Source organism: Pseudomonas mediterranea CFBP 5447 (genome assembly GCF_000774145.1).
GTDB classification, from domain to species: domain Bacteria; phylum Pseudomonadota; class Gammaproteobacteria; order Pseudomonadales; family Pseudomonadaceae; genus Aquipseudomonas; species Aquipseudomonas mediterranea.
Map to the genome: position 1 here is coordinate 1 of NZ_KN322983.1, position 23,752 is coordinate 23,752.

At 62.3% G+C, this 23,752-nt stretch carries 20 protein-coding genes; 9 read left to right on the plus strand and 11 right to left on the minus strand.

All coding sequences use genetic code 11. From position 1 onward, the window contains the following. Positions 1–43: 43 nt before the first annotated feature. From N005_RS05570 to N005_RS05585, 4 genes are read right to left on the minus strand one after another with little or no spacing between them, the layout of a single operon-like run. On the minus strand, positions 44–598 hold the full coding sequence (locus N005_RS05570) for a DUF4136 domain-containing protein (protein ID WP_047700175.1): 555 nt from the start codon (positions 596–598) through the stop codon (positions 44–46). 21 nt (positions 599–619) lie between these two features. Next, a complete protein-coding gene (locus N005_RS05575; RefSeq protein ID WP_047700177.1) occupies positions 620–1,228 on the minus strand; it encodes a DUF4136 domain-containing protein in 609 nt (202 codons plus the stop codon). Positions 1,229–1,240: 12 nt separating this feature from the next. Further along, positions 1,241–1,990, minus strand: a complete 750-nt coding sequence (locus N005_RS05580) for a methyltransferase domain-containing protein (protein WP_047700179.1) — start codon at positions 1,988–1,990, stop codon at positions 1,241–1,243. Next, the gene (locus N005_RS05585; protein ID WP_003186192.1) at positions 1,987–2,292 is read right to left on the minus strand and encodes a MazG-like family protein; all 306 of its coding nucleotides are present in this window, start codon (positions 2,290–2,292) and stop codon (positions 1,987–1,989) included. The genes N005_RS05580 and N005_RS05585 overlap by 4 nt, the downstream gene beginning before the upstream one ends. Before the next feature lie 163 nt (positions 2,293–2,455). Between N005_RS05585 and N005_RS05590 the strand changes: the two genes are divergently transcribed. From N005_RS05590 to N005_RS05605, 4 genes are all read left to right on the plus strand, one after another. Further along, the gene (locus N005_RS05590) at positions 2,456–2,749 is read left to right on the plus strand and encodes a hypothetical protein (protein ID WP_024780721.1); all 294 of its coding nucleotides are present in this window, start codon (positions 2,456–2,458) and stop codon (positions 2,747–2,749) included. A 533-nt stretch (positions 2,750–3,282) separates the two neighbouring features. Further along, complete coding sequence (locus N005_RS05595) at positions 3,283–3,630, plus strand: DUF6124 family protein (protein ID WP_047700182.1); 348 nt, start codon at positions 3,283–3,285, stop codon at positions 3,628–3,630. A 505-nt stretch (positions 3,631–4,135) separates the two neighbouring features. Beyond that, the gene (locus N005_RS05600; RefSeq protein ID WP_047700184.1) at positions 4,136–4,483 is read left to right on the plus strand and encodes a DUF6124 family protein; all 348 of its coding nucleotides are present in this window, start codon (positions 4,136–4,138) and stop codon (positions 4,481–4,483) included. 257 nt (positions 4,484–4,740) lie between these two features. Continuing rightward, positions 4,741–6,090 carry an MATE family efflux transporter gene (locus tag N005_RS05605; RefSeq protein WP_047700186.1) on the plus strand — a complete coding sequence of 450 codons (1,350 nt, stop codon included), beginning with the start codon at positions 4,741–4,743 and terminating at the stop codon, positions 6,088–6,090. 4 nt (positions 6,091–6,094) lie between these two features. Here N005_RS05605 and N005_RS05610 read toward each other — a convergent pair whose 3' ends face one another. From N005_RS05610 to N005_RS05635, 6 genes are all read right to left on the minus strand, one after another. Beyond that, positions 6,095–6,889, minus strand: a complete 795-nt coding sequence (locus tag N005_RS05610) for a DUF4123 domain-containing protein (protein WP_047700188.1) — start codon at positions 6,887–6,889, stop codon at positions 6,095–6,097. After that, positions 6,886–8,184, minus strand: a complete 1,299-nt coding sequence (locus N005_RS05615; protein WP_047700191.1) for a type VI secretion system Vgr family protein — start codon at positions 8,182–8,184, stop codon at positions 6,886–6,888. Before N005_RS05615 ends, N005_RS05610 begins: the two co-directional genes overlap by 4 nt. 450 nt (positions 8,185–8,634) lie before the next feature. Beyond that, positions 8,635–10,548 (minus strand): arginine decarboxylase, encoded by a 1,914-nt coding sequence (speA, locus tag N005_RS05620; protein ID WP_047700192.1) that lies wholly within the window; start codon positions 10,546–10,548, stop codon positions 8,635–8,637. Positions 10,549–10,758: 210 nt separating this feature from the next. Then, the gene (locus tag N005_RS05625) at positions 10,759–11,130 is read right to left on the minus strand and encodes a translation initiation factor Sui1 (protein WP_024781395.1); all 372 of its coding nucleotides are present in this window, start codon (positions 11,128–11,130) and stop codon (positions 10,759–10,761) included. A 165-nt stretch (positions 11,131–11,295) separates the two neighbouring features. Then, entirely contained in the window at positions 11,296–11,841 is a 546-nt protein-coding gene (locus tag N005_RS05630; RefSeq protein WP_047700194.1) for an NUDIX hydrolase, read from the minus strand. A gap of 3 nt (positions 11,842–11,844) precedes the next feature. Further along, positions 11,845–12,912: a DUF2333 family protein gene (locus tag N005_RS05635; protein WP_047700196.1), complete on the minus strand. Its 1,068-nt coding sequence runs from the start codon at positions 12,910–12,912 to the stop codon at positions 11,845–11,847. 287 nt (positions 12,913–13,199) lie between these two features. On the opposite strand from N005_RS05635, the gene N005_RS05640 reads away from it, so the two are divergent. The 5 genes from N005_RS05640 to accC all read left to right on the plus strand — a co-directional run bounded on the left by N005_RS05640 (position 13,200) and on the right by accC (position 19,620). Then, entirely contained in the window at positions 13,200–14,861 is a 1,662-nt protein-coding gene (locus N005_RS05640; protein ID WP_047700198.1) for a diguanylate cyclase, read from the plus strand. A gap of 1,231 nt (positions 14,862–16,092) precedes the next feature. Further along, positions 16,093–16,860 (plus strand): methyl-accepting chemotaxis protein, encoded by a 768-nt coding sequence (locus N005_RS29930; RefSeq protein WP_408003374.1) that lies wholly within the window; start codon positions 16,093–16,095, stop codon positions 16,858–16,860. A gap of 415 nt (positions 16,861–17,275) precedes the next feature. Beyond that, positions 17,276–17,728 carry a type II 3-dehydroquinate dehydratase gene (aroQ, locus tag N005_RS05650; protein ID WP_047700202.1) on the plus strand — a complete coding sequence of 151 codons (453 nt, stop codon included), beginning with the start codon at positions 17,276–17,278 and terminating at the stop codon, positions 17,726–17,728. 48 nt (positions 17,729–17,776) lie between these two features. Then, a complete protein-coding gene (gene accB, locus N005_RS05655; protein WP_047700204.1) occupies positions 17,777–18,247 on the plus strand; it encodes an acetyl-CoA carboxylase biotin carboxyl carrier protein in 471 nt (156 codons plus the stop codon). Between the two features lie 17 nt (positions 18,248–18,264). Then, on the plus strand, positions 18,265–19,620 hold the full coding sequence (gene accC / locus N005_RS05660) for an acetyl-CoA carboxylase biotin carboxylase subunit (RefSeq protein WP_047700205.1): 1,356 nt from the start codon (positions 18,265–18,267) through the stop codon (positions 19,618–19,620). A gap of 64 nt (positions 19,621–19,684) precedes the next feature. Here accC and N005_RS05665 read toward each other — a convergent pair whose 3' ends face one another. Next, on the minus strand, positions 19,685–23,632 hold the full coding sequence (locus tag N005_RS05665; RefSeq protein WP_047700207.1) for a dermonecrotic toxin domain-containing protein: 3,948 nt from the start codon (positions 23,630–23,632) through the stop codon (positions 19,685–19,687). Positions 23,633–23,752 lie beyond the last annotated feature (120 nt).

Below are 23,752 nucleotides of genomic sequence, written 5' to 3' on the forward strand. Positions count from 1 at the left end.
CACAATTCCCCTGTGGGAGCGAGCCTGCTCGCGATAGCGGTGGTCACCGCGGCGGATAGTTGGCCAGGATACGCCCGACCGTCTCGCGCATCGCGTTGTCGCGGTCAGCGGGATTGGGGGAGCTACTGACCAGTCGCTCATCGCTACCGCGCCAGACCAGCTTGCCGTCCTTGCCATCGAGCAAGTCGATCTGCACGGTCGCGACCTTGTAGCTGACGTTGCGGGTTTCGTTGTACATCGGCCCGCCCCAGTAGCCATTCCAGGGGCCGCCCCAACCGCCGCCATAGTTGGTGGTCACTTGTTGCTGGCGGTCTTCGACGATCAGATAGGCCTGGACCAGGACATCGCCGCGCCCGCCCACGGCAGGGCGCAGGCCGCGCTGGTCGAGTTGATCGGTCACGGCTTGGCGGATCCGCTGCTCGGTCAAGTCACTCTTGATCCGCGGATCATCGGGACGATACTGCAACGCCGGTTCTTTCCAGCTCCAGCTTCGATAGGCCGCGAAGTCGCGGCTGGTGTCGAAATCATGATTGACCTGGTTGGTCGCACAGGCACCGAGCAGCAGGGCAAGGCCCAGTAGAGCAAGACGACGGAACATCACGCTTCTCCTGTTGCGTAATCAACTAGGCGGATAGGACGACATGGCTTTCTCCACCGCCTCACGAATGGCATCGGTGTTATCGCCCGGCCTGCCACGTTGAGAGGTCTCGGCGCTGGCACTCCATACCGGTTGGCCATTGCGGGCGTCGAACAGGTCGACGCGAACCACCACGACCTGCTCCTGGTACGTGCGCACGACCGGCACGGTGTTGTACATGCCGTAGCCGGGACCGTAGCGGTTGTAGCCACCGTAGTAGCCTGAATCATAGTCTTCCCGAACCTGGCGCAAGCGGGTTTCAAGCCGCAGGTCGGCGCTGACGAACAGGTCGGCCGGTCGGTTGTCATGCAGCGGACGCAGGCCGCGCTGGTCCAGGGCATTGCTCACCGCCTCGGCCACCTGGGCCGAATCCGCCCACGCAGTGCCCGCCGGCAGGCGTCCGTTGAGCCAGGCCCAACTGCGATAGCGCCCATAGTCACGGGGTGCCGCCGGATATGCGCTGCGGTCGAATACCGTGGCAGCCTCGGGCGGGGCCGGCGGCAGCGGCCTGGAGGTGGCGACATAGGGGTTGGTGCCCTGGCAGGCCGCCAGCCCCAGACATAACATCAGTAACCCTGTACGGCCTTGCATTTCGCTCTCCGATCAGAGGGGACGGCAGATCCAGTGCAGATAACGTCCCAGCCCGGCAAACGCGGGATGGCGACGATGGGCCAGCTCCATTTCCAGCAATTGCGGCAGCTCGACCCGGCCCTGGAACTCCACCGGCATGTAGTCGTGAAAAACCCGTACGCCACTCTGGCTTTCGACCTGCCACACACCCTCAAGTTGCGCCGCCAGCTCTCGCGGATCAAGAGGTTGTTGCGGCGTCAGGCTCTGTTTTTCACCGGCCATGTCGTTGTTACGCAGTTTGCGGAAATGCCCCTTGAGCAGGTTCCGATAAACCAGCGCGTCACGGTTGTAGAACGCCAGCGACAACCAGCCGCCGGGTGATGTGAGTTGATGCAGCACTGGCAGGATCGTATGAGGCTCGGCCAGCCATTCCAACACCGCGTGGCACAGCACCAGGTCGTAAGGTTCGGTGAGCTGGCCCGGCAACTCCTGCCATGGCGCCTGGATGAAGGTTGCCTCCTGGCCGGCATCGGCAAATCGCTGGCGGGCGCCTTCGAGCATGGGCGCGGCCGGTTCCGCCAGGGTGACCTGATGGCCGCGCTCGGCCAGCCACAACGACATATGGCCCAGGCCGGCGCCGATGTCGAGCACACGCAGAGGGCGCTCCGGCAAGGCTTCGAGCAGATCGGCCTGGAGCACCGCCAGGCGAATCGCACCCTTGGCCCCGCCATAGATTTTTTCGGCAAAGCGCGTGGCGAGCTGATCGAAATGACGGTCGCTCATTGGCCGAACCGCCGCTCGCTGTCGGCCAGTTTGCTGCGCACCACGGCGTCCATGTCCAAACCCAATTCGCTGCACAGCAGCAACAGGTACAAGACAATGTCACCGACCTCTTGCCCGGCATGGGCCAGCTTGTCGGCCGGTAGTTGGCGCGACTGGTCCTCGGTCAGCCACTGGAAAATCTCCACCAGCTCGGCCATCTCCACACTGGCGGCCATGGCGAGGTTTTTCGGGCTGTGGAACTGCCGCCAATCGTTGCGATCACGAATGGCGTGCAGGCGTTCAGTCAATTCAACTAGGTTCATCGGGCTCTCCTGGATGCCCATAGCTTCCGGGGGATGACGGGGGAAGGCAAGCGCCTCGATACGAAGCGGCAATTTGCCCCATAATCGAACGATCGCGGCGCCAACGGCTCCTACAATCAGGAGCCCGAGGCTCGACTCGATTCTCTTCCATCAGGATGCAAACATGCAGGTAGAAAGCTTTTTCGAATGGCTCGGCCAGGCACTCGGTTCGATAATCCGTTTCATCGTCGACCTGCTCAGCGGCCTGTTCAACACCCTGGCCAATGCCGGCGGCAACTTCGTCGACGGCCTGTCCCGAGCGTTGGGCATGGACACCTCGATCATCAGCATCATCGCGCTGATCCTCGGCCTGATGCTGCTGTACTCGGCGATCCGCGCCTTCATGCGCGCCTCGATTGTGCTGGGGATCATCTGGCTGGTGTTGGGGCTGTGGTTGTTGAGTTGGATCATTCACTGACTCAAGGATCGCCACCTGCCCCGGGACAGCATGATCTCCTGTGGCGAGGGGATTTATCCCCGCTGGGCTGCGAAGCAGCCCCAAAACCAGGCTCTGCGGTGCATCAGATAAGCCGCGTCAGCCGGGTTTACGACTGCTGCGCAGCCGAGCGGGGATAAATCCCCTCGCCACAAAAGCCCTCTGTTTATTCCACTTCTCCAGGTGTAGGCCCCGGCTACACCGCCTTGCGCCGCTGCCTACAACTACGCCAGAATCCGCCGGCTTGTGCGCCTTGGGGCCGGGTTTTATCGTTTCCCCTTCGCTGACGAATCAGCGATCGGGTTTAGCGATCCGGCTTCATATACAGACGCAACAATGCCCAGTCTCGATTGCAGACGCTCTATACCTGCAATCTCGTCATGGTGGCTGTGCGTGGGAGACCTTCTGGTCTACCCGGGGTTTCTGTGACCCGGATCGCTAACCCGCGTACAGCCGCCACCTTTACTTGTTTAGCGATAGGTCGTGGTGGCTCAACCAATCACGGAGATTCACCCATGTTCAAGGTCACCCCCAACCCACCGACCACCGATTCAACATCCCCCAGCGATCCCACCGACTCAACGACCTTCGACAAAGCCGCCAAACGCGCCCTCGATTTCTACCTCAAGCCCGAACCGCCTGAAACCCAACCAGAGCAACTGTTCACCGTTGTGAACGGCATCGACACCGAATGCCTGCTCGCCAACCTCAGCGAAACCCTGGCCTCGGCCAATGCCATGGCCTGTGACCTGGCTTTCGAGCTCGACGGCTCGCGCCGCCACGTGGCGCTGGGCATCCAGCAGTTGATCGAACTGGGCGGCTTACTGGCCAACCGGGCGCTGGACAACGTCGACCCACGCTAACCGAAACAACACATCCCCCTGTGGCGAGGGAGCTTGCTCCCGCTCGGCGGCGCAGCCGTCGTAAACCGGCTGATGCGGTGTGCCTGGACGCACGCGCCAGTTCTGTTTAGGGCGGCTGCGCCACCCAGCGGGAGCAAGCTCCCTCGCCACAAAAGCCCCCTGTTTATTCCACTTCTCCAGGTGTAGGTCCCGGCTACACTGCCTTGCGCCGCTGCCTACAACTACGCCAGAATCCGCCGGCTTGTGCGCCTTGGGGCCGGGTTTTATCGTTTCCCCGTCGCTGACAAATCAGCGATCGGGTTTAGCAGCTCGGATAACATCAAGGCACGTCAGTGTCGCCATCGGAACAGTCAATCCGCAGCGGATTGTCAGCACTATGGCGGCTATGCGTGGGGCACTTCGGTGCGCCGGGTTCCTTGATGCCTGGTCTGCTAACCCGCGTATAGCTGCCACCCACCTCGTTTAGCAGCGACGGATGACGGCTCCACTCATAAGGAGTTTCACCATGTTCAAGGTAACCCCCAATCCACCGGTCACCGATTCAACATCCCCCAGCGACTCCACCGACTCAACCGCCTTCGACAACGCCGCCAAACGCGCCCTCGACTTCTACCTCAAGCCCGAACCACCTGAAACCCAGCCAGACCAACTGTTCACCGTTGCGAACGGCATCGACACCGAATGCCTGCTCGCCAACCTCAGCGAAACCCTGGCCTCGGCCAATGCCATGGCCTGTGACCTGGCCTTCGACCTCGACGGCTCGCGCCGTCACGTGGCCCTGGGCATCCAGCAATTGATCGAACTGGGCGGCTTACTGGCCAACCGTGCGCTGGACAACGTCGACCCACGCTAACCGAAACAACACATCCCCTTTGTGGCGAGGGGATTTATCCCCGCTGGGCTGCACAGCAGCCCCAAAACCAGGCTCTGCGGTGCATCAGGTAAACCGCGTCAGCCGGGTTTACGACTGCCGCGCAGCCGAGCGGGGCGGTGCGACGTTTCGCTAAATCCCCTCGCCACAACGAATTCGGAGCATCCCGCGTGTTTCGCACATGCTGGAAACGATCACACAGAGAACCCGCTACAATTGCGCTCCACCAAGGAGCCCCCATGCCCAACCTGCTCGCCGACTGGCGCGACCGTCTTACCCATCGTCGGGTCTGGGCGTTGGCCGCGCCGATGATTCTTTCGAACATTTCCGTGCCGCTGGTGGCGTTGGTGGACAGCACCGTCATCGGCCATTTGCCCCATGCCCATCAGTTGGGCGCGGTGGCGGTCGGGGCGAGTTTGTATACGGTGCTGGCCTGGGCCGTGGGGTTCCTGCGCATGGGCACCACCGGGTTCGCGGCCCAGGCGGCCGGGCGTGGCGATGGCGCGACGTTGCGGCAAGTGTTGTTGCAAGGCCTGTTGCTGGCGATGGGGTTGGCGGTGACGCTCGGAATCGTCGGGGTGCCGTTGAGCAACGTGGCGTTGCACTTCATGCAGCCGTCCGCCGAACTCAATCAGTTGACCCGGGACTTCTTCTACACACGGCTCTTCGGCCTTCCGGCGGCGCTGGCCAGCTACGCGCTGGTGGGCTGGTTTCTCGGTGCCCAGAATGCCCGTGCACCGCTGGCGATTTTGCTGACCACCAATCTGGTGAACATCGCCCTGAACCTGTGGTTCGTGCTCGGCCTGGACTGGGGCGTGGCCGGTTCGGCCCGGGCCTCGGTGATCGCCGAGTGGACCGGGGCGCTGGTCGGCCTGGCTCTGGCTCACAAAGCCCTGCGAGCCTGGCCCGGGCAGATTGTCTGGACAGCCTTGGGGGTATGGCAGAACTGGCGACCGCTGCTGGCGGTGAACCGGGACATTTTCATTCGCAGCCTGGCCCTGCAATCGGTGTTTTTCCTGATTACCGTACAAGGCGCGCGCCTGGGGGATGCAACCGTTGCGGCCAACGCGCTGCTGCTCAACGGGCTGTTGCTGACGGCCCATGCCCTGGACGGCCTCGCCCATGCCGTCGAGGCGCTGTGCGGCCACGCCATTGGCGCCCGCGACCGCCTGGCGCTGCGCCGCTCACTGGTGGTGGCGTGTGGTTGGTCACTGATTGCAAGCATCGGCTTCGCGCTGCTGTTCCTGCTCGCCGGGCATCTGTTCGTCGATATGCAGACCGACATCCCCGACGTGCGTGACACCGCCTACCGCTACCTGCCTTACCTCGCCGCCCTGCCGCTGATCGCGGTCTGGAGCTATGTGCTCGACGGCTTGTTCATCGGCGCCACCCGCGCCCGGGAAATGCGCAACGGCATGCTACTGACCCTGTTGCTGGTGCTGCCGTTTGCCTGGGCACTGCAAGCGCTGGGCAACCATGGCCTGTGGATCACCTTCCTGTTGTTCATGGCGTTGCGCAGCCTGACCCTCGGTGGTTTCGCCTGGCAATTGCACCGCCAGGATCGCTGGCTCGCCGCCCAGGCCCAATAGCACCTCACCCCTCATCGCCTTGCCACAATCGTCGCAGATGTTCGAGCCGCTCGCGCTGGGAGCCGCCGACCAGCGCCGGCGGCGGAGCGTAGGGGTGTTGCAGGCGCAGCCACAGCCAGCCGTCGAGCACTTCCCGCTCGGTAAAGCCCAGTTTCAGGCCCTGCTCAAGGCAATCCCAGAGCGCTCGATACTCGCGCCCGGTGGCACGGGACCAATGCCAGGCATGACGTTCCAGCAGGCATTGCTGCAATTTGTGCTGTTGTCGATCGCTGAGGCTGTGCTCATTCTCCAGCGGCGCCACGGGCAGCCCCGGGTTGGACAGTTGTTGCCAGCCCTGGCTGCCGATGGCCCGGTCGGCCCAGGTGCCGCCGAACCAGCGCAGCAGGCGGATCGGCCCCAGCCAGCAACTGAGTTCCCCGGGGTCGCAGCCGTCGAAGAAATAGCTCGCGGTATGAGGGTTGTAATAGCTCAACAGCGCCTTGTGGTGAGGACCCAAGGTCACGGTCAACATGCGTCGCAGATGCGCCAGCAACTGCGTAGCCGGCGATTCGCTCACCAACAACAATCCCGGCCAGGCACCCGCGTCGACATGGCACAGGCTCGCCAGCGCCGGCGCTTGCTGCAAGTCCACCAGCAGCGGACCGTGCTCCTTGAGCCCATGCCATTCAGTGTCCTCGAACAAGGCAAAGCACCGCGCTTGTGCGAATTGCTCTTGTAGACGCTGCGCCGCCCCGGGGACGCCGGGTATGTCGAGCAACAACCATTGAGGCGCTGTTCCGGTCAGGCGTGCAGCGCTCATGGCGCGGCATCCGTGTCGCGCCGCGTCACCAGCCGGCAGGTGCAGATCGGTTGATTACAGGCACTGAAGCTGCCGCCCCCGGGCAACAGACAGAGCAACACCAGCGGCTCGGCCGCCTGGATCGCAGCCAGCAACGCCGGATCGGCTCCGGATGGCCAGGGTGCCTCATTGGTTGTCGAGTCCGAGGCTGCCTCCGCAACTGCCGGCACATCAAGGAGCGCACTGATCATGGGGCGATCCGGGTCGCCCTCGCAGAACCCCACCAACACCTCGGTACCCGCCCGGAAAGCCCCCCGCGCGCTGCCGGCCAGCTCGGGCGCCAATGGCAGCCAACAATGACTGGGACTGGCCCCCTCGCCCTGATAGACCCAATCGAATTGCACCGCCAGCCGCCCGGCCATCTGCAACGCCGGCTCATCCACTTCCACGATCCATCCGCGTTGCCGGCCCACCATGCGCGGCCTGGCAGGGAGCCCGGTCGCCACGAACGGCAACCCCCAGGGAACGGCCTGGAAATGATTGCCATAGCCCCAGGCATCCGTCCGGTGCTCCACCTTCGTCAGCAGCCAACGCTGGTTCCAGTCGCTGAAAGGATGGGCCGTGAGCAACAGCACCTGCCCGCTGTACAGCCCCATCAGGTCACTGCTGCCTTGGGCGACCTGTTCCCCCGCAGCGCTGGTTTGCACATTGAAAACCTGAACTCCAGGAGTCGTCCCGTAGGCTGCCTCGTCGACGGGAGTAAAGCCGCCCCCATTGTCGGAGAACACCAGGCAGTGCCCGTCCCGAGCGTGTTCGAAATGGAAGTGGATGCCCGCCTGGGCACACAGCCGCTGGAGAAACTGCAGGTCGGACTCGCGGTATTGGGTACAGAAATCCTGCGGCGGGTAATCCCCCTCCAAGTCCAGGCACAGCTGGCGGCCGCCGATGCCATGGCCCTTGAGCACCTGACGGATGATCTGCGGCACCGTGCAGTCGCTCAGTACCCGCTGGTTGAAGCGCTGTGCCAGGCAGGCCAGCTTCGGCCCGATACGCAGGCGACAGCCGGCGTCGGGACGCTGCTGCACAAGTTCGTGAAGCTGCCCGTGGATGCCCCCGCCGACCTCCCCGAAACTCAACCAGACGCTGCGGTATAACAAGCCCGCCAGGTCCGGCGGCGTGTCGCCGGGCGACAACTCCACCTCATAGGCAAAAGGTTCGCTGATGGCTTCGCTACCCAGGAAGGCCGACACGACAAAGGGTTCGGGCAGACCGGCTATCTCCAGACGAAATGATGGCTCGTTGGCTGGATCGGACATCGGCGTATCTCTACAGGAGGGGCGGCCGGGGATTCTCGCTGAGAGCCATGGCGGAGTAGAGAGCCCAAGTACAAGTTAGGAAAGGGACTACATGAAATGAGGACAGCATCGGATAAATCAGCCGACGTGCGGAAAATAACAGCGGCGCAAAAAAAAATGCCTCCGGAACTATCCGAAAAAACCCGCGATGCACGGTGAATTTTCTGACAGACCCGAAGGGCAATGTCGATCGATCAAAGCGCTGACACAGAGCCCTGATGCCGCTCAGTCAGGCCACACACCTGTGGGAGCAAAGCTTGCTCGCGATTGCGGTAAGTCCGTCAGCAACAATGTTGGCTGATCTGTCGCTATCGCGAGCAAGCTTTGCTCCCACGGGGTTTTGTGCCGTTTGATCCTTGACTGACTGGCATTAGTCACAGACCCCGAGTTCGACCGTTTTTCATCTGTGCCTCAGGACGACAGGTACGACGAACGCGTCAACCCCAGGCGCAGGGCGTCGAGGAACTGGGTGCGCTCGGCGGCGCTGATCCGGGCGCTGGCACATTTGTCGCGGTAGTGGGTCATCAACTCCTCCGGCGACAAGTGCACGTAGCGCAGCATGTCTTCGATGGTGTCGTGGGTTTCGATACCGGCGTGGTACACGCTGCCGTCGGCATTCTGGTAGATGTTCACCGAGTCGGTGTCGCCAAACAGGTTGTGCATATCGCCAAGAATCTCTTGGTAGGCACCGACCAGGAAGATCCCCAGCAGGTAGTCCTCGCCTGGATTGAGGGCATGGACCGGCAGGCTGGTCTCGATGCTCTGCTCGTCGACGTACTGCTTGATCTTGCCATCGGAATCGCAGGTCAAGTCCTGCAGCACGGCGCGGCGCAGCGGCTCCTCGTCGAGGCGATGCAACGGCAGGATCGGCAGCACCTGGCCGATGGCCCAGGTGTCCGGCAGGCTCTGGAACACCGAGAAGTTGCAGATGTACTTGTCGGCGAGCTTGTCGTTGAGTTCATCCAGCACCTGGCGATGGGAACGCTGGCGCGCTTTCAACGAATTGTGCAGGCGGCGGCAGACGGCGAAGTAGCACTGCTCGGCCAGGGCTTTTTCCGCCAGGGTCAGCTTGCCATCGGCGTACTGGGTGGCCACGTCGCTCATGTAGTGGGTGGCACGCCAGTAGGTTTCGGTGACCATCTCGATGTCGGTCGGGCCCAGCAGGTCAACCAGCCACTGCACGGTTTCCGGCAGCTCCTGCTTGTTGTCGATCACCGGCATGTCGTCGACATGTTTCTCCACGTCGGTCACCTGTACCACCAGCATCGCGTGGTGCGCGGTCAGGGAGCGACCGCTTTCCGAAAAGATGTGCGGATGCGGCAGGCTCTGGGCATCGCAGAACTCCTTGAGCATGCCGACCACGACACCGGCGTAATCGTCCATGTCGTAGTTGATCGAACTGGCGTTGCGCGAATGCGTCCCGTCGTAGTCCACGCCCAGGCCACCGCCGACGTCGATGTGATCCACCGGCAGGCCGAGGTTGCGCAGTTCGCCGTAGTAACGGATCGCTTCCTTGAAGCCGTGCTGGTAGTCCGCCAGGTTGGCGATCTGCGAGCCCATGTGGAAGTGCAGCAGGCGAATGCCCTGGTCCAGGCCGGCCGCACGGAAACGTTCGACCACCGACAGCAACTGTGCGGCAGACAAGCCGAACTTGGACTTCTCGCCACCGGTGTCGGCCCATTTGCTCGACGCCAGGGACGACAGGCGTACCCGCAGGCCAACCTGTGGCTTGACCTTGAGCGAAGCGGCTTCTTCGATCACCAGGCCGACTTCGGACTCTTTCTCGATCACGATGAACACGTTGTGACCGAGCTTCTGGCCCATCAGCGCCAGGCGGATGAACTCGCGGTCCTTGTAGCCGTTGCAGACGATGGTCCCGCCCTTCGGCGCCAGGGCCAGCACCGCCAGCAACTCCGGCTTGGAGCCGGCTTCCAGGCCGATGGAGACGTTCTGGGTGGCGATGATGTTCTCGATCACCGCTTCCTGCTGGTTGACCTTGATCGGGTAGAGCGCGGTGTACTGGCTCTGGTATTCCAGGCGCGCGATGTTGCTGTCGAAGGCGCCGGTGAGCTGGCGCACACGGTCTTGCAGGATGTCGGGGAAGCGCACCAGCAAGGGCAGCGACAGACCGCTCTGGCGCAACTGATCGACCTGTTCGAACAGATCGATGGGCGAACTGTCGGGACCGTTCGGACGAACTTCGACGCGACCGGCGTCATTGATCGCGAAATACCCGGCCCCCCAATGGCGAATCCCGTAAACACTGCGGCTGTCCGCAACTGTCCATTGGCTGCCATCGTCTTTGCGTGTGCGTCGTACGGACATCGAAGTCCCCTATAAAGAAGTCAAAATGCACCATCCGGTCGGAGGCTGGCGCAGTCTAGAGAATGGAAATGACGATTTGCCTGCAAGCAGGGTAGACCCTGCTGGCAGCGCTGAGTTTAGAAACCCGTTCAGAACAGGCTCTGTGAAAACCCTATGGGCGACCTCGAACATCGGGTTCGGATCAAGCCGGAGCGGTTTTCACAGAGGCTGCTAGCCGCCGGATTTCTTTGCCTTGAAACCGTGCTTGACCAGTTCCGCCAGCAACAGCTCGACGTGGTCGCCCTGGATCTCGATGACGCCGTCTTTCAACGCGCCACCGGTGCCACAGCGTTTCTTCAACGTGGTGGCCAGTTCCTTGAGCGCGTCTTCGGCCAATGGCACGCCGGTGATCGTGGTCACCGTCTTGCCGCCACGGCCTTTGCTTTCACGGCGCACACGGGCAATACCGTCACCAGCGGGGATGACGGTCTGTTTGCAGATGCAGGCATCCACCGGCTGACGGCAATCAGGGCAATGACGACCGGCGTCGGTAGAAAATACCAGGCCGCCCAGGGCGGCGAAGGATGCGGCTTTTTTGGCCACCGGCAATCCTCTCGGGAGGACAAAGACTGGTCGGGGAGTGCCTCGACCGCGAAGCCCCACTCAGGCAGGGGCAGCGCTACTGGACCGCAAGACGTCGGTTCAGCTTGAAAAGTCGCGCAGTGTAACGGCAAAAAGCCGACTTGCTAAGGGCCAATCCGCGCCAATTTACAGCTTCTTTGCGACACCGCGCAGATAACGTTCGAGGGCCGCCAACGAGTCCGGGCAATAAGGCTTGTGCCGGATTTCATCCAGTACCTGTTCGATCGGCATGAAACGCGCTTCGAGCACCTCTTCAGGCTGCAATACCAGGGGCCCGTCCCACACCGCCGAAAACGCCGAACACCACAGGCGACTGCCCGGGTCTTCGAAGTAGAAATGGTCATGGGCGGTGAGTGGCACCCCGCTCACCCCCAGTTCCTCTTCAAGTTCACGGGCCGCCGACTCGGCGTAGGTCTCGTTGGCCTGCACCATCCCGCCCGCCGCCACGTCCCAGAAGCCCGGATAGATCGCCTTGCTCAGGGTTCGCCGGTGGACGCACAACTCACCCGCCGAGTTGAACAGCATGATGTAGGTGCCACGCCCGATCAGGCCCCGCTCGCGCAGGTCCGAACGCACCAGGCTGCCGAGCAGGTTGTCGTGTTCATCGACCCAAGCGATCAGCTCGGCATCCGAGGCCACTCGATGAGCGGCCTCCCGGGGGCTTTCGCTCATGGATCAGCCCTGGTTCAGCAATTGCCGCAAGTCGATCACCGCCGCGTTGGCGCGGGAGATGTAGTTGGCCATGACCAGGGAATGGTTCGCCAATACACCGAAGCCGCTGCCATTGAGGATCATCGGGCTCCAGACCGGCTCCTGGGAGGCCTCCAGCTCACGAATGATCTGCCTTACGCTGACCGTGGCGTTCTTCTTCGCCAGCACATCGGCGAAGTCCACTTCAATGGCGCGCAGCAGGTGGGACAAGGCCCAGGCTTGGCCGCGTGCTTCGTAGAACACGTTATCGATCTGCAGCCATGGGGTTTCGACCACTTCTTCATCCACCTGCGGTACCTGGCCCGGGGCCGGGACTTCGGTTTTCAGCGAGGTGTTGAGCTTGACCCGGCCGACACTGGCCGACAGGCGCTGGGACAGCGAACCCAGGCGAGTACCGACATCCCCCAGCCAGTTGTTCAGGTTGTCGGCACGGGCATAGAACAACGCGCTTTTCTGGGCTGGATCGGACAGGCGCGCCTGATAGCGACTCAGGGAATTGATGCCTTCCTGGTACTCCGACTCGCTGGAGGGCAGCACCCAGCTGCGGTTATCGAAGTTGAAACGCGGCTCGGCCTTGGCCAGGTCGGCGTCTTCGGCGGACTGGGACTGGGAGCGGGCGAAGTCCTTGCGCAAGGCACGACTCAGGTCGCGGACCTGCACCAGCACGCCGTACTCCCAGCTCGGCATGTTGTCCATCCACAGGCCGGGTGGAAAACGGTCGTTGGAAATGTAGCCGCCCGGCTTGGTCAGCAAGGTACCGGCCACGGTCTTGAGGGTCTCGACGGTGGTGTAGCCGACCACCATTTGCCGGCCATCCTTCTCGGCCGCCGCCTGGGCATTCTGCTGCACGGGAAACAGCGCGGGCTCCTGGCTCCAGTACCAGCCGATGGCAATGGTCACCAGCAGATACAGGCCGATCAGCGTGGCCAGCGCGCGGCTGAAAAACAGCCCACCCAGGTAGCTGCGGGTGGCCGATTTCGGCTCGGCGGCACGTTCAGGTGCGCTGCCCGCGCGGTTTTTCCAGTCCAGCATGGCGATGTCCCTTCAATCACTTGAGTTCACGGTTCGACCACAACCCTACGCCATCGTGCCTGATTTGAAACGCGATAAATCCCGCGCAAATCATGCTGGCCCAGGCAAGGCAGTCGGATGGCAACTATAAAGGAAGCGCGGCCATCGGCCTACGAAACCGACCGGTCACAAACTGAATGTCGCTGCCGGGCAGATTATTGACGTACGACACTCATGCGTATGAAAAGAGATGCTAGCATAGAGCCACCAGTCGACCTCAGCATGTATCTAACTAAGTAGTCAGGATAATGACCGAGCCAGAAGACCCCAGCCGTGAGCGCCTCAAGCACCACTTTGCCCAGCGGGTAATTCATCAGGCTCGTCAGATCCTGGAGATCTGGCAGCGCCTGCAACGCAGCGAGTGGTCCAGCACCGACCTGTTGGAGCTCAGTGAGGCCAATCTGCGCCTGCTGCGTTTTGCCGAGCGCTTCGAACAGCCGGAGCACTCCCAACTGGCCCACGGCATCAGCCAATCACTGCAAGCGGTGGATGCCAATCGCGGGCGGTTGAGCAGTCAACTGATCACCGAGATCAATCGGCTGATGCAGCGCCTGTCCCGTACCGGCCTGCGCCATGGGGACCAGCTCGAACAGACCTTCCTGCCGCCGTTGCGCAAACCCATCTATGTGTTGCTGCAAGACCATGACCGTGCCGAGCGCCTGGCCAAACAATTGGAATTCTTCGGCCTCAGCGCCCAGGCGCTGGACAGTGTCGCGGCATTTCGTGCCTCGATGGTCGAGCGGCTGCCGGCGGCGATTGTCATGGACGTGGACTTCAGCGGCCCCGGCATCGGCCTGAAACTGGCGGCCGAAGCCCAGCAAGGCCTGGAACAGCCGTTGCCGCTGTTGTTCTTCAGCCTGCTGGAAACCGATACCCCAACCCGTCTGGCGGCCGTGCGCGCCGGCGGGCAGGAATTCCTCACCGGCACCCTCGAGGCCTCGAGCCTGCTGGAAAAGATCGAGGTGCTGACCTGCGTCGCCCAGTACGAACCCTATAAAGTGCTGATCATCGATGACTCCCGCGCCCAGGCCCTGCACACCGAGCGCCTGCTCAACAGCGCCGGCATCGTGACCCGCACGCTGATCGAACCGATCCAGGCCATGGCCGAGCTGGCCGATTTCCAGCCCGACCTGATCATTCTCGACATGTACATGCCCGCCTGCACCGGCACGGAACTGGCGAAAGTGATCCGCCACAATGACCGCTATGTCAGCGTGCCGATCATCTACCTGTCCGCCGAAGACGACCTGGACAAGCAGCTCGATGCCATGAGCGAGGGTGGCGATGACTTCCTGACCAAGCCGATCAAGCCCCGCCACCTGATCACCACCGTGCGCAATCGCGCGGCCCGGGCCCGCAACCTCAAGGCGCGAATGGTGCGTGACAGCCTCACCGGCCTGTACAACCACACCCATATCCTGCAACTGCTCGAAGACTGCTGCTTCCGCGCCCGCCGCGAAGGCAAGCCACTGAGCTTCGCCATGCTCGACATCGACCATTTCAAACGGGTCAACGACAGCCATGGCCATCCCATGGGTGACCGGGTGATCAAGAGCCTGGCGTTGTTTCTCAAGCAGCGTCTGCGCAAGACCGATTTCATCGGCCGTTATGGTGGCGAAGAGTTCGCCATTGTCATGCCGGACACCAACATCAACGACGCTTGCTCGGTACTGGATGAAATCCGTCAGCGCTTTGCTGAAATCCACTACCCGGCCCAGCCCCAGGACCTGTGGTGCACGTTCAGTGCCGGTGTGGTGGAGATGAGCGAGGAGTCCGACAGCCTGATGATGGCCAGTGAAGCGGATGAAGCGCTGTATCGCGCCAAGCATGCCGGTCGCAACCGGGTACAGAGCGCAAGGCAAAGTGCCACTTTTTCATCGGAATCCACCGATTCAGTCATAAAGCTGTAATTCAAACGCAATAAATTCAGGCACTTACGATTCTGCCCCCGGTAGACCTTGAATGCGCCTGAAACTGCTGACCAACCTCAATACCCTGCTCTTATTGGCCGTCTGCCTGGGCCTCGGCGCCACGCTATGGTGGTCCCAAGTCGCCCTGGAACGTCCCTACCTGTTGATGGAGCGCTACCTCGGCCTGTCCCGGCAATTCCAGGGCGAGGTGACGCGCAACATCGAGGATTATCTGGCCAGTGGCGACGCCTTGCGCCTCAGCGCCGCCAGCCAGGCCCTCGACACCCTGCAAAAAGAACTGGATCAATTTCCCCCGGAACTGGCCCGCACCCTCAGGCCGAGCCTGTCGAGCCTGGACAGTTTCAGCAAGACCGATCTGCTGGCCGCCGGCAAGCTGGCCGGCGATCCCCAGGCCCTGCTGCTGCAAGCCGAGCGTGAACTGGGCGCCAACCTGGACCAGCTCGCCCAGTACGCCAACGGTGCCCCGAGCTACTTGCCTTTGTTGTTCAACGCATCGCAGCACCTGGGGCGGCTGTCCCTCGCACGGGACAAGCTGGTCAGCAGCGGGCGCAGCGAGCTGGCCAGTGATGTCGAGCGGGAAGTGGCCAGTATCCGTGCGCAGGCCGGTCAATTGGACAGCCTGCCGTTGCTGGGCGTGACAACCAGCAGCGATTCCGCCGGCGATGATTTCGCCGCGCTGATGGGTCTGGAGAACCAGGACAAAGCGGTCGCAGAAGACGCCGGCATCGCCCTCAAGCGCGAACTCAACAGCCTGCTCGGACGCTATCCCGCGGAGCTGGCGCGTACCCGCGAGTTGATCCAGAAGCGCACCGAACTGAGCAACGCCACCCATGTGAAAACCGCCGACGTGCAACAGGCGATCGATGCCCTGGAGCCCGTGGTGCGTGCCCAACACGGGCAGATCCAGGGCGAGGTCCGGTTGATCCAGGGGGTGATGATCGGCTTGATTCTGTTGATCGCACTGCTTATCGACACCTTGCAACGACGCCTGGCCCGGACTTTGACGCACCTGGCGCCGGCCCTGTCGACCTGGGCCGAAGGCGACTTCAGCCACGACATCCACGTGGGCGCCAGCAACCGTGAGCTGCAAGATATCCAAGCGTCCCTCAATCGGCTGCGGGCCTATCTGGCGGATCTGGTGGGCACCATTCACCTGAACGCCGAACAGGTCGCCGGCAGCAGCCGGGCCCTGGCCGATCTCAGCGCGGAAATGCACAGCGGCGCGGAATACCAGGCCGACGATACGGCGCTGATCCGCGACTCCCTCAGCGAGCTCGAAGCGACGATTCAGCAGGTGGCCGGCGATGCCAGCCAGGCCGCCGACGCCAGCCGCAGCGCCGGACACGCCGTGGAGCAGGGGCAGAAAGTCATTGGTTTGAGCCTTACCGGACTGCACGCACTGGTGGGCGAAGTACAAGGCAACGCGCAGATGATCGAACAACTGGCCGAGGAATCGGCCACCATCGGTGGCGTGCTGACGGTGATTCGCTCGATTGCCGACCAGACCAACCTGCTGGCCCTCAATGCTGCCATCGAAGCCGCCCGCGCCGGCGAGATGGGCCGGGGCTTTGCGGTGGTGGCCGAGGAAGTGCGCTCGCTGGCCCAACGTACGGCAGGGGCCACGGCCGAAATCCAGGCGTTGATCGCCCGCCTGCAACAGGCCGCGCGTCAATCAGTCGATGGCATGCGCGCCCAAGTCGAACACGCCGAAGCCACCGCCAACCAGGCACAAGCGGCCGACGGTGCACTGGATAAAATCGTCGATGCCATCCAGACCATCGCCGACACCGCCGTGCGCATCGCCGAAGTCACCGCCCAACAGAGCGGCGCCGTCAGCGAGATCCGCGATCACAGCGAGCGCATTCACCAGTTGGGCGGGGAAAACCTGCTACGTATCGGCCAAGGACGGGAACAGGGCGAAAACCTGCTGGTGCTGGGCGGGCGCCTGCATACGGTGGTGCAGGCGTTTCGGGTTTGATTGCCACCGACAATCCCCCTGTGGAAGCGAGCCTGTTCGCGATAACGGTGGATCAGCTTGCATGAGTGTCGAATGTGCCGTCGTCATCGCGAGCAGGCTCGCTCCCACCCAGACCGCGGGTGAACCCAATCTCCACGCCCACCCCCAACCCCCTGTGGGAGCGAGCCTGCTCGCGATGGCGGTGGGTCAGATTGCTTGGATGTTGAATGTGCCGCCGTCTTCGCGAGCAGGCTCGCTCCCACAGGGTTCAGCGTGATCCGTGAAGGAGTGGTGACCGGATCCCAGACCATGGTCACAAATTTTTCGCAAACATCGGTCATCGTGCCGGCTATTGCCGAGAACTGGACAGTCATTAAGGGTTTGCGGCATAGTCGCCGGGTTCTGATACCTGCTCACAGATAACAAGGAACAGCAGATGGCGACCCTTTTGGTCCTGCACGGACCCAACCTGAACCTGCTGGGCACCCGTGAACCGGGCGTCTATGGGGCCGTGACACTGGCCCAGATCAACCAGGACCTGGAGCAGCGGGCCCGCGCCAGCGGCCATCACCTGCTCTATCTGCAGAGCAACGCCGAATACGAATTGATCGACCGCATCCATGCCGCCCGTGGCGAAGGCGTGGACTTCATTTTGATCAATCCAGCAGCTTTTACGCATACAAGTGTCGCATTACGTGACGCGCTGCTGGCGGTGAGCATCCCATTCATCGAAGTGCATTTGTCCAACGTGCACAAACGCGAACCTTTCCGCCATCACTCCTACTTTTCCGATGTAGCGGTGGGAGTGATCTGCGGCCTTGGCGCCAGCGGTTACCGACTGGCCCTGGAGGCCGCCCTAGAGCAGCTTGAAAAACAGGCAACAGCTTGAACAACAAGCGTTAAACGCCCCTGACCGACCCTTGGGAGTTGATGATTCATGGATATCCGTAAAGTTAAGAAACTGATCGAATTGCTGGAAGAGTCCGGCATCGACGAGCTGGAGATCAAGGAAGGCGAAGAGTCCGTACGCATCAGCCGTCACAGCAAGACTCCAGCCCAGCAGTTCTACGCCCCGGCACCGATGCAGGCTCCAGCCGCCGCAGCAGCGCCAGCCGCTCCGGCCGCTGCTGCTCCGGCCGCTGCTCCAGCTGCCGCCGCCGCTCCAGCGCTCAACGGCACTGTCGCTCGTTCGCCAATGGTGGGCACCTTCTATCGCAAGTCTTCGCCAACTTCGCCATCCTTCGTTGAAGTGGGCCAGACCGTGAAGAAAGGCGACACCCTGTGCATCGTCGAAGCCATGAAGATGATGAACCACATCGAAGCTGAAACCAGCGGTGTGATCGAGTCCATCCTCGTTGAAGACGGCCAGCCGGTTGAGTACGACCAACCGCTGTTCACCATCGTTTGAACCGCGGAGAGCCTTTGATGACTGCGAAGCTGGAAAAAGTCCTGATCGCGAACCGCGGTGAGATCGCCCTGCGGATCCTGCGTGCCTGCAAAGAGATGGGCATCAAGACCGTCGCCGTTTACTCCAAGGCCGACAAAGAGCTGATGCACCTGGGCCTGGCGGACGAATCCGTCTGCATCGGCCCGGCTTCTGCCGCGCACTCCTACCTGCACATCCCGGCGATCATTGCCGCCGCCGAAGTGACCGGCGCCACTGCCATTCACCCAGGCTACGGGTTCCTGGCGGAAAACGCCGACTTCGCCGAACAGGTCGAGAATTCCGGCTTTGCCTTCATCGGCCCGAAAGCCGAGACCATCCGCCTGATGGGCGACAAGGTGTCGGCCAAGCACGCCATGATCGCAGCCGGCGTACCGACCGTTCCGGGTTCCGACGGCCCGCTGCCTGAGGACGAAGAAACCGCCCTGCGCATCGGTCGCGAAGTCGGTTACCCGGTGATCATCAAGGCCGCCGGCGGCGGCGGTGGTCGTGGCATGCGCGTGGTGTACAAGGAAGAAGACCTGATTTCCTCGGCGAAACTGACCCGCTCCGAAGCTGGCGCGGCGTTCGGCAACCCGATGGTCTATCTGGAAAAATTCCTCACCAACCCACGCCACGTCGAAGTCCAGGTGCTGTCCGACGGCCAGGGCCAAGCGATCCATCTGGGCGACCGCGACTGCTCGCTGCAACGTCGTCACCAGAAGGTCCTCGAAGAAGCGCCGGCACCGGGCATCGACGAGAAGGCCCGCCAGGAAGTCCTGGCGCGTTGCGTCAAGGCCTGCATCGACATCGGCTACCGCGGCGCCGGTACCTTCGAGTTCCTGTACGAGAACGGTCGCTTCTACTTCATCGAAATGAACACCCGTGTTCAGGTAGAGCACCCGGTTTCGGAAATGGTTACCGGTATCGACATCGTCAAGGAGATGCTCAGCATCGCCGCCGGCAACAAGCTGTCGTTCACCCAGGATGACGTGGTCATCCGCGGTCACGCGCTGGAATGCCGGATCAACGCCGAAGACCCGAAAACCTTCATGCCAAGCCCAGGCACGGTCAAGCACTTCCACGCCCCGGGCGGCAATGGCGTTCGCGTCGATTCGCACCTGTACAGCGGTTATGCCGTTCCGCCGAACTACGATTCGTTGATCGGCAAGCTGATCACCTACGGGGCGACCCGCGACGAAGCCATGGCGCGCATGCGCAATGCGCTGGAAGAAATCGTGGTTGACGGGATCAAGACCAACATCCCGCTGCACCGCGATCTGGTCCGTGACAAAGGCTTCTGCGAAGGCGGCGTCAACATCCATTACCTGGAGCACAAGCTGGCCCACGAGGCTTGATGTCCCAAGTGATGTAAAAAGACCCCGGTCCGTTGGCCGGGGTCTTTTTTTGCCTGCCGACCGATCAGCTCAGCACCACCGTCGAGAAAGCCTGCGCTTCGATCTGCGCGGAAGTCACCGGCCTCCCCTGCCCGGTGCTGACGGCACCACTGGGATTGGCAACCAGGGGCTCGTTGCGCACGCGCCTCATGAACCCACGTGCTCGCACCGACACCGGATCGGCGCTCTTTTTCGCTCGCGCCAGCACCGGTATGTAGTAGCGTTCGACCTGGCCACGCGATGTCTTGAATACCGATGTCACGCCACTGCGCAGATCCAGCGCGACGCCATAGGTATTGCCGAAACAGGACGAGTACGACCAGTGATCCCATGTGGGTCGCAGGCCTTGGCGCCGCATCGCCGACCTGACCCGTCCGCCGATGTCAGTGCCGGTCAGCCAATCCCCGCCCACCAGACTGGCACGGATATCCTGCACCGCTCCGCCCAGGCGCTGCGTCACATCCCGCAGGCTGCGTTCGATCAGCGAGCGGATATTGTGATCGAAGTGAATGACGGCCCCCATCCTGGTGGTCGGGTTGTACAGCGAAGCGATCACGCAGGTCTGCGCGTTCAGTGAAAACAGATAGTTGTCCGCGACCGCCTCGCTGAACCTCGCCACCACCGCCTCGCCCTGCAACGCCCCCCTTGAGACGTCCGGGAAGACATGACCAGCAAACGCCTCCCGCAAGTCATTCACGCGCCCAAGGTAGGCCACCTCGCCGTTTCCACCCAGCAAGCCCGGCCTGTTGTATACCCACTTGCCATTCGGCAGCCTGCGCAGGGGTTCCTGATAAAGCGCCCCGGGATTCCTGGCATCCACCAGGCGCAGACCGTCAGAAGAAGGATCCTTCTTCACCCGGTAGTACCTGCCCTTGCGCTTGATGAAGTAGATGTCCTGCGGCTGTGACGCACTGGACGGGCTACGCCAGGTGCCCTTGAAAATGCCCTGCGCAGTCACCTCCGTCAGGTTTGCCGGCACTTCCTTGAGGGCCTGACGGGGCTTGAAGCGTATGGGCTGCAGCACCGGATCACTCTCTTTGGCAACAACCGAGGCCACATGCCTCAAGCGTCGGGCGGACAACGATGCTGGCTTCACGACCTGCGTCAGACGCCTGGCAGCGCTCACGATCTGCGGCCAGAACGCAGCGAACAACGCTCCCCAGGCCGCGAACATCCAATGCCACAGGGCGCTTTCCGTGTCGCCCTGGACATGCGCCTCGATGGCCTGCCCTGAACTCACGGTAACGAGGCCGATATCCAGCAGCAGGACAAAAGGGGGATACACCATGCATACCGGGGCGGACGCAAAGAGCAGCCCCTTGAGGACCTGGTTCTCGATCACTTCGGTACGGCTGGTGGTGACATCCTCCACATCGCTGACACTGCGCTCGATATAGGCATCGAACTCGGTGCGGATGTCGACGATCCGATTGAACTCGCGCAACGTATCGACGCGCGCACTTCCCTCTGCCAGGGCCTCCAGCGAGCGCCTTGCCTTTTCCCTGGCGGTGAGCGCCACCCGCCCCACGACATAGTCATGCAGTCGCGCAGCGACCCCTCCGGAAAAATCCCGGTACCGGCGAAAGGTAACCCCGTCCGGCGCGTCTGGCGTGTACAGCCAGGATGAACGTTTCGGATCGAAGTAGGTGAAAACGTAAACGCCCAATACGACATGCCCATCGACAGTGAACCTGAGCACGCCCTCGCGCCTCACCACAGTCCCCGGATATTCAGGGCCGGACACTGCCGCCGACTCCCCCAGCAGAGTGACTTGGCGGGTGAGCCACCAGAATTCCGAATCGTTCAACAGGCCCTTGCCCTTCGCGACGCGCAGATCACGGTCCATTCGGATCAGCAGCATGTGACGGTAGGTATTGCGGCGCTTGATGTAGGCAGGCGAATCGACGTCGAGGAACCTGGCGCGGATTTCCTTCCCATAGTGCTCGCCTACATAGGCCTGTCGGATATAGAGCGCCAGGTCGGCACTGCGAACCTGCCCCAGGTCCTGCCCGACAGAAGAGCGCACGCCTTTGCGGGGATCATCGATACCCGAGTTGTCGTCGTACCCATGGATGACCAGATCCAGCAGGCTTGCGGTCTTCGTGTTCCGACCCGCAAGCCCCGGGCTGTAGTCGATGAGGATAGTCGCGGGATCCACCGGCTCGAGTACGCCCCTACTGCGCAAGTAAGGCGTGATCGCCTGGGCGACGGTGCGCCTGGCGAAATCCACGAAGACTTCGAAGTCCGCAAGCTGCTCGTTGAACGCCCGCTGGTGAACCAGCAACTCCTGACTCAAGCTGCTGATGTTTCGACGGGCATCAAGCGGCAACGCGGAGTACCAGCGAGGCGACTCGTCCAACTGCACCTGCGCCAGGTTATTGGCCAGCCCCATGGTCACAGCGTCTTCCAGGCATACCCTGAACCCGGTCCCTCCTACCCGCGGATCCTTGTTCGAATCCCAGGAAACCGGCTTGTCCACCACACGGGCAAAGTATTCCCGAGCCAGCTCGCGGCTATCGGGCGACAGTTGCTGCGCCAGGTATTCGCGCCCGGCTTCGGTTCGGGTCCATGCACCTATTTCCATGCTCACGGCCCATAGCGACGGCAACTCGATCCACTCCTGGCCATCGGGCCTGGCGGGGGCATACAGCACCAGGTCGCCCTGCATATCCTCACGAAAAAACAGCAACAGATCGGCGCATCGCAGGCCGTTTGGCAGTGCCAGACCGGTGACATGCAGCAGGTTGACGGACACTCCCCCGCCCTCCCACAAGGCTTTGATCGCGTCATGATTGACCGCCTTCAAATGCCCCGCGCAACGCGCCACAAATGCGCTTTGCCGCAGACGGGCCGCGAGCCAGTCGAACATGGCACGCTTCAGATCCGCCCGCTCATATTGATCAGTCAGCGCCTGCAAGTACCCGGCGGGCGCATCCACGTCCGCCAACAACCGGATGACGAAAGCCGATGCAAGGGGCTGATTGCGCAGCATCGCGCCATTTTCCACCAACAGTACCGACACGGCATCCGACCTCACCGGGCCCGCCGCCACCAGCTCGCTCAGACTGTGACGCTGGATGGGCTGGTCAACCACCGCTCTCCATTGCAATGTCACCCGCACGCGGTCCGGCTCGACCTCCATGTCCAGTTCATGTCGGATATGCGCCTTGGCCTGTTGTCGAGCGAAGGCCTGCAGCGAACCCAGGCCAGCGAGCAACTCATCGACCCGCGTCTGCGCCTGCACAGTCTGCTCCTGAAGCAACAGTAGCGACGCTCGCTCAGGCTCGCCCAACACCTGCAACCAACGAGGCAACTGCAGGCTGGCCACCGCATCGAGATTCGCGCGCTCCTGTGCAGTGGCCAGCGCCGTTGATTCACTCATGCGCTGCCAGGCGTCCTCAAGCGTTTCGATGCGCTCTCGCAGCGCCTCGACGTCCAGGCCGGCCAGTTGGTCAGGTTGAAAAATCCTGTCGACGGCCGCCATATGTCCGGCCAGCTTCTGCTGGACCAGGCCCTCGAGCGAGGCGTCACCCGCGGTCATTTGCCAATAACGACGCAGGTAGTCCTTGTAATGGTTGATGCCGCCCCAGGCTGCGGACTCCACGACCTGGACAATGACGTCCTGACGCTCGGCCGAAAACCCCATGTCGGGCCCACCAGGCCAACGGAATGCCACGTCGTATTCCGGGTCAGGCGCCAGCGGCTCGTTGTCGATCATCCGTTGCAGCACCGTGTCCAGCAGGGTGCCGATGAAATATGGATCGATATTGCCTTCCTGGTAATGGGTACGCAGTTCGACCAACAGATACTCTTCCAGCACTTCCAATAAAGTCATCTGGCCCAGCAATCGCGGGTCGATAACGGCCTTCCAGCGTGCCAGCCTTTCCAGAACGGCTTGTGCGGTTTCCGCCTGCGGGATAGATACCGCTCCCGCGCCGTTCGCCTTGCTTTGCCCCTCGGCAGTGTTGTCCATCACGTTCCTCCCTGTTGTGTGGACCCTCACCTTATCCGCGGTGCAATACCTCCATGTCATACATATATATATCGAAACATCACGCTGGAAGGTCGTCGCGACCGGTACTCGAATCAGCCG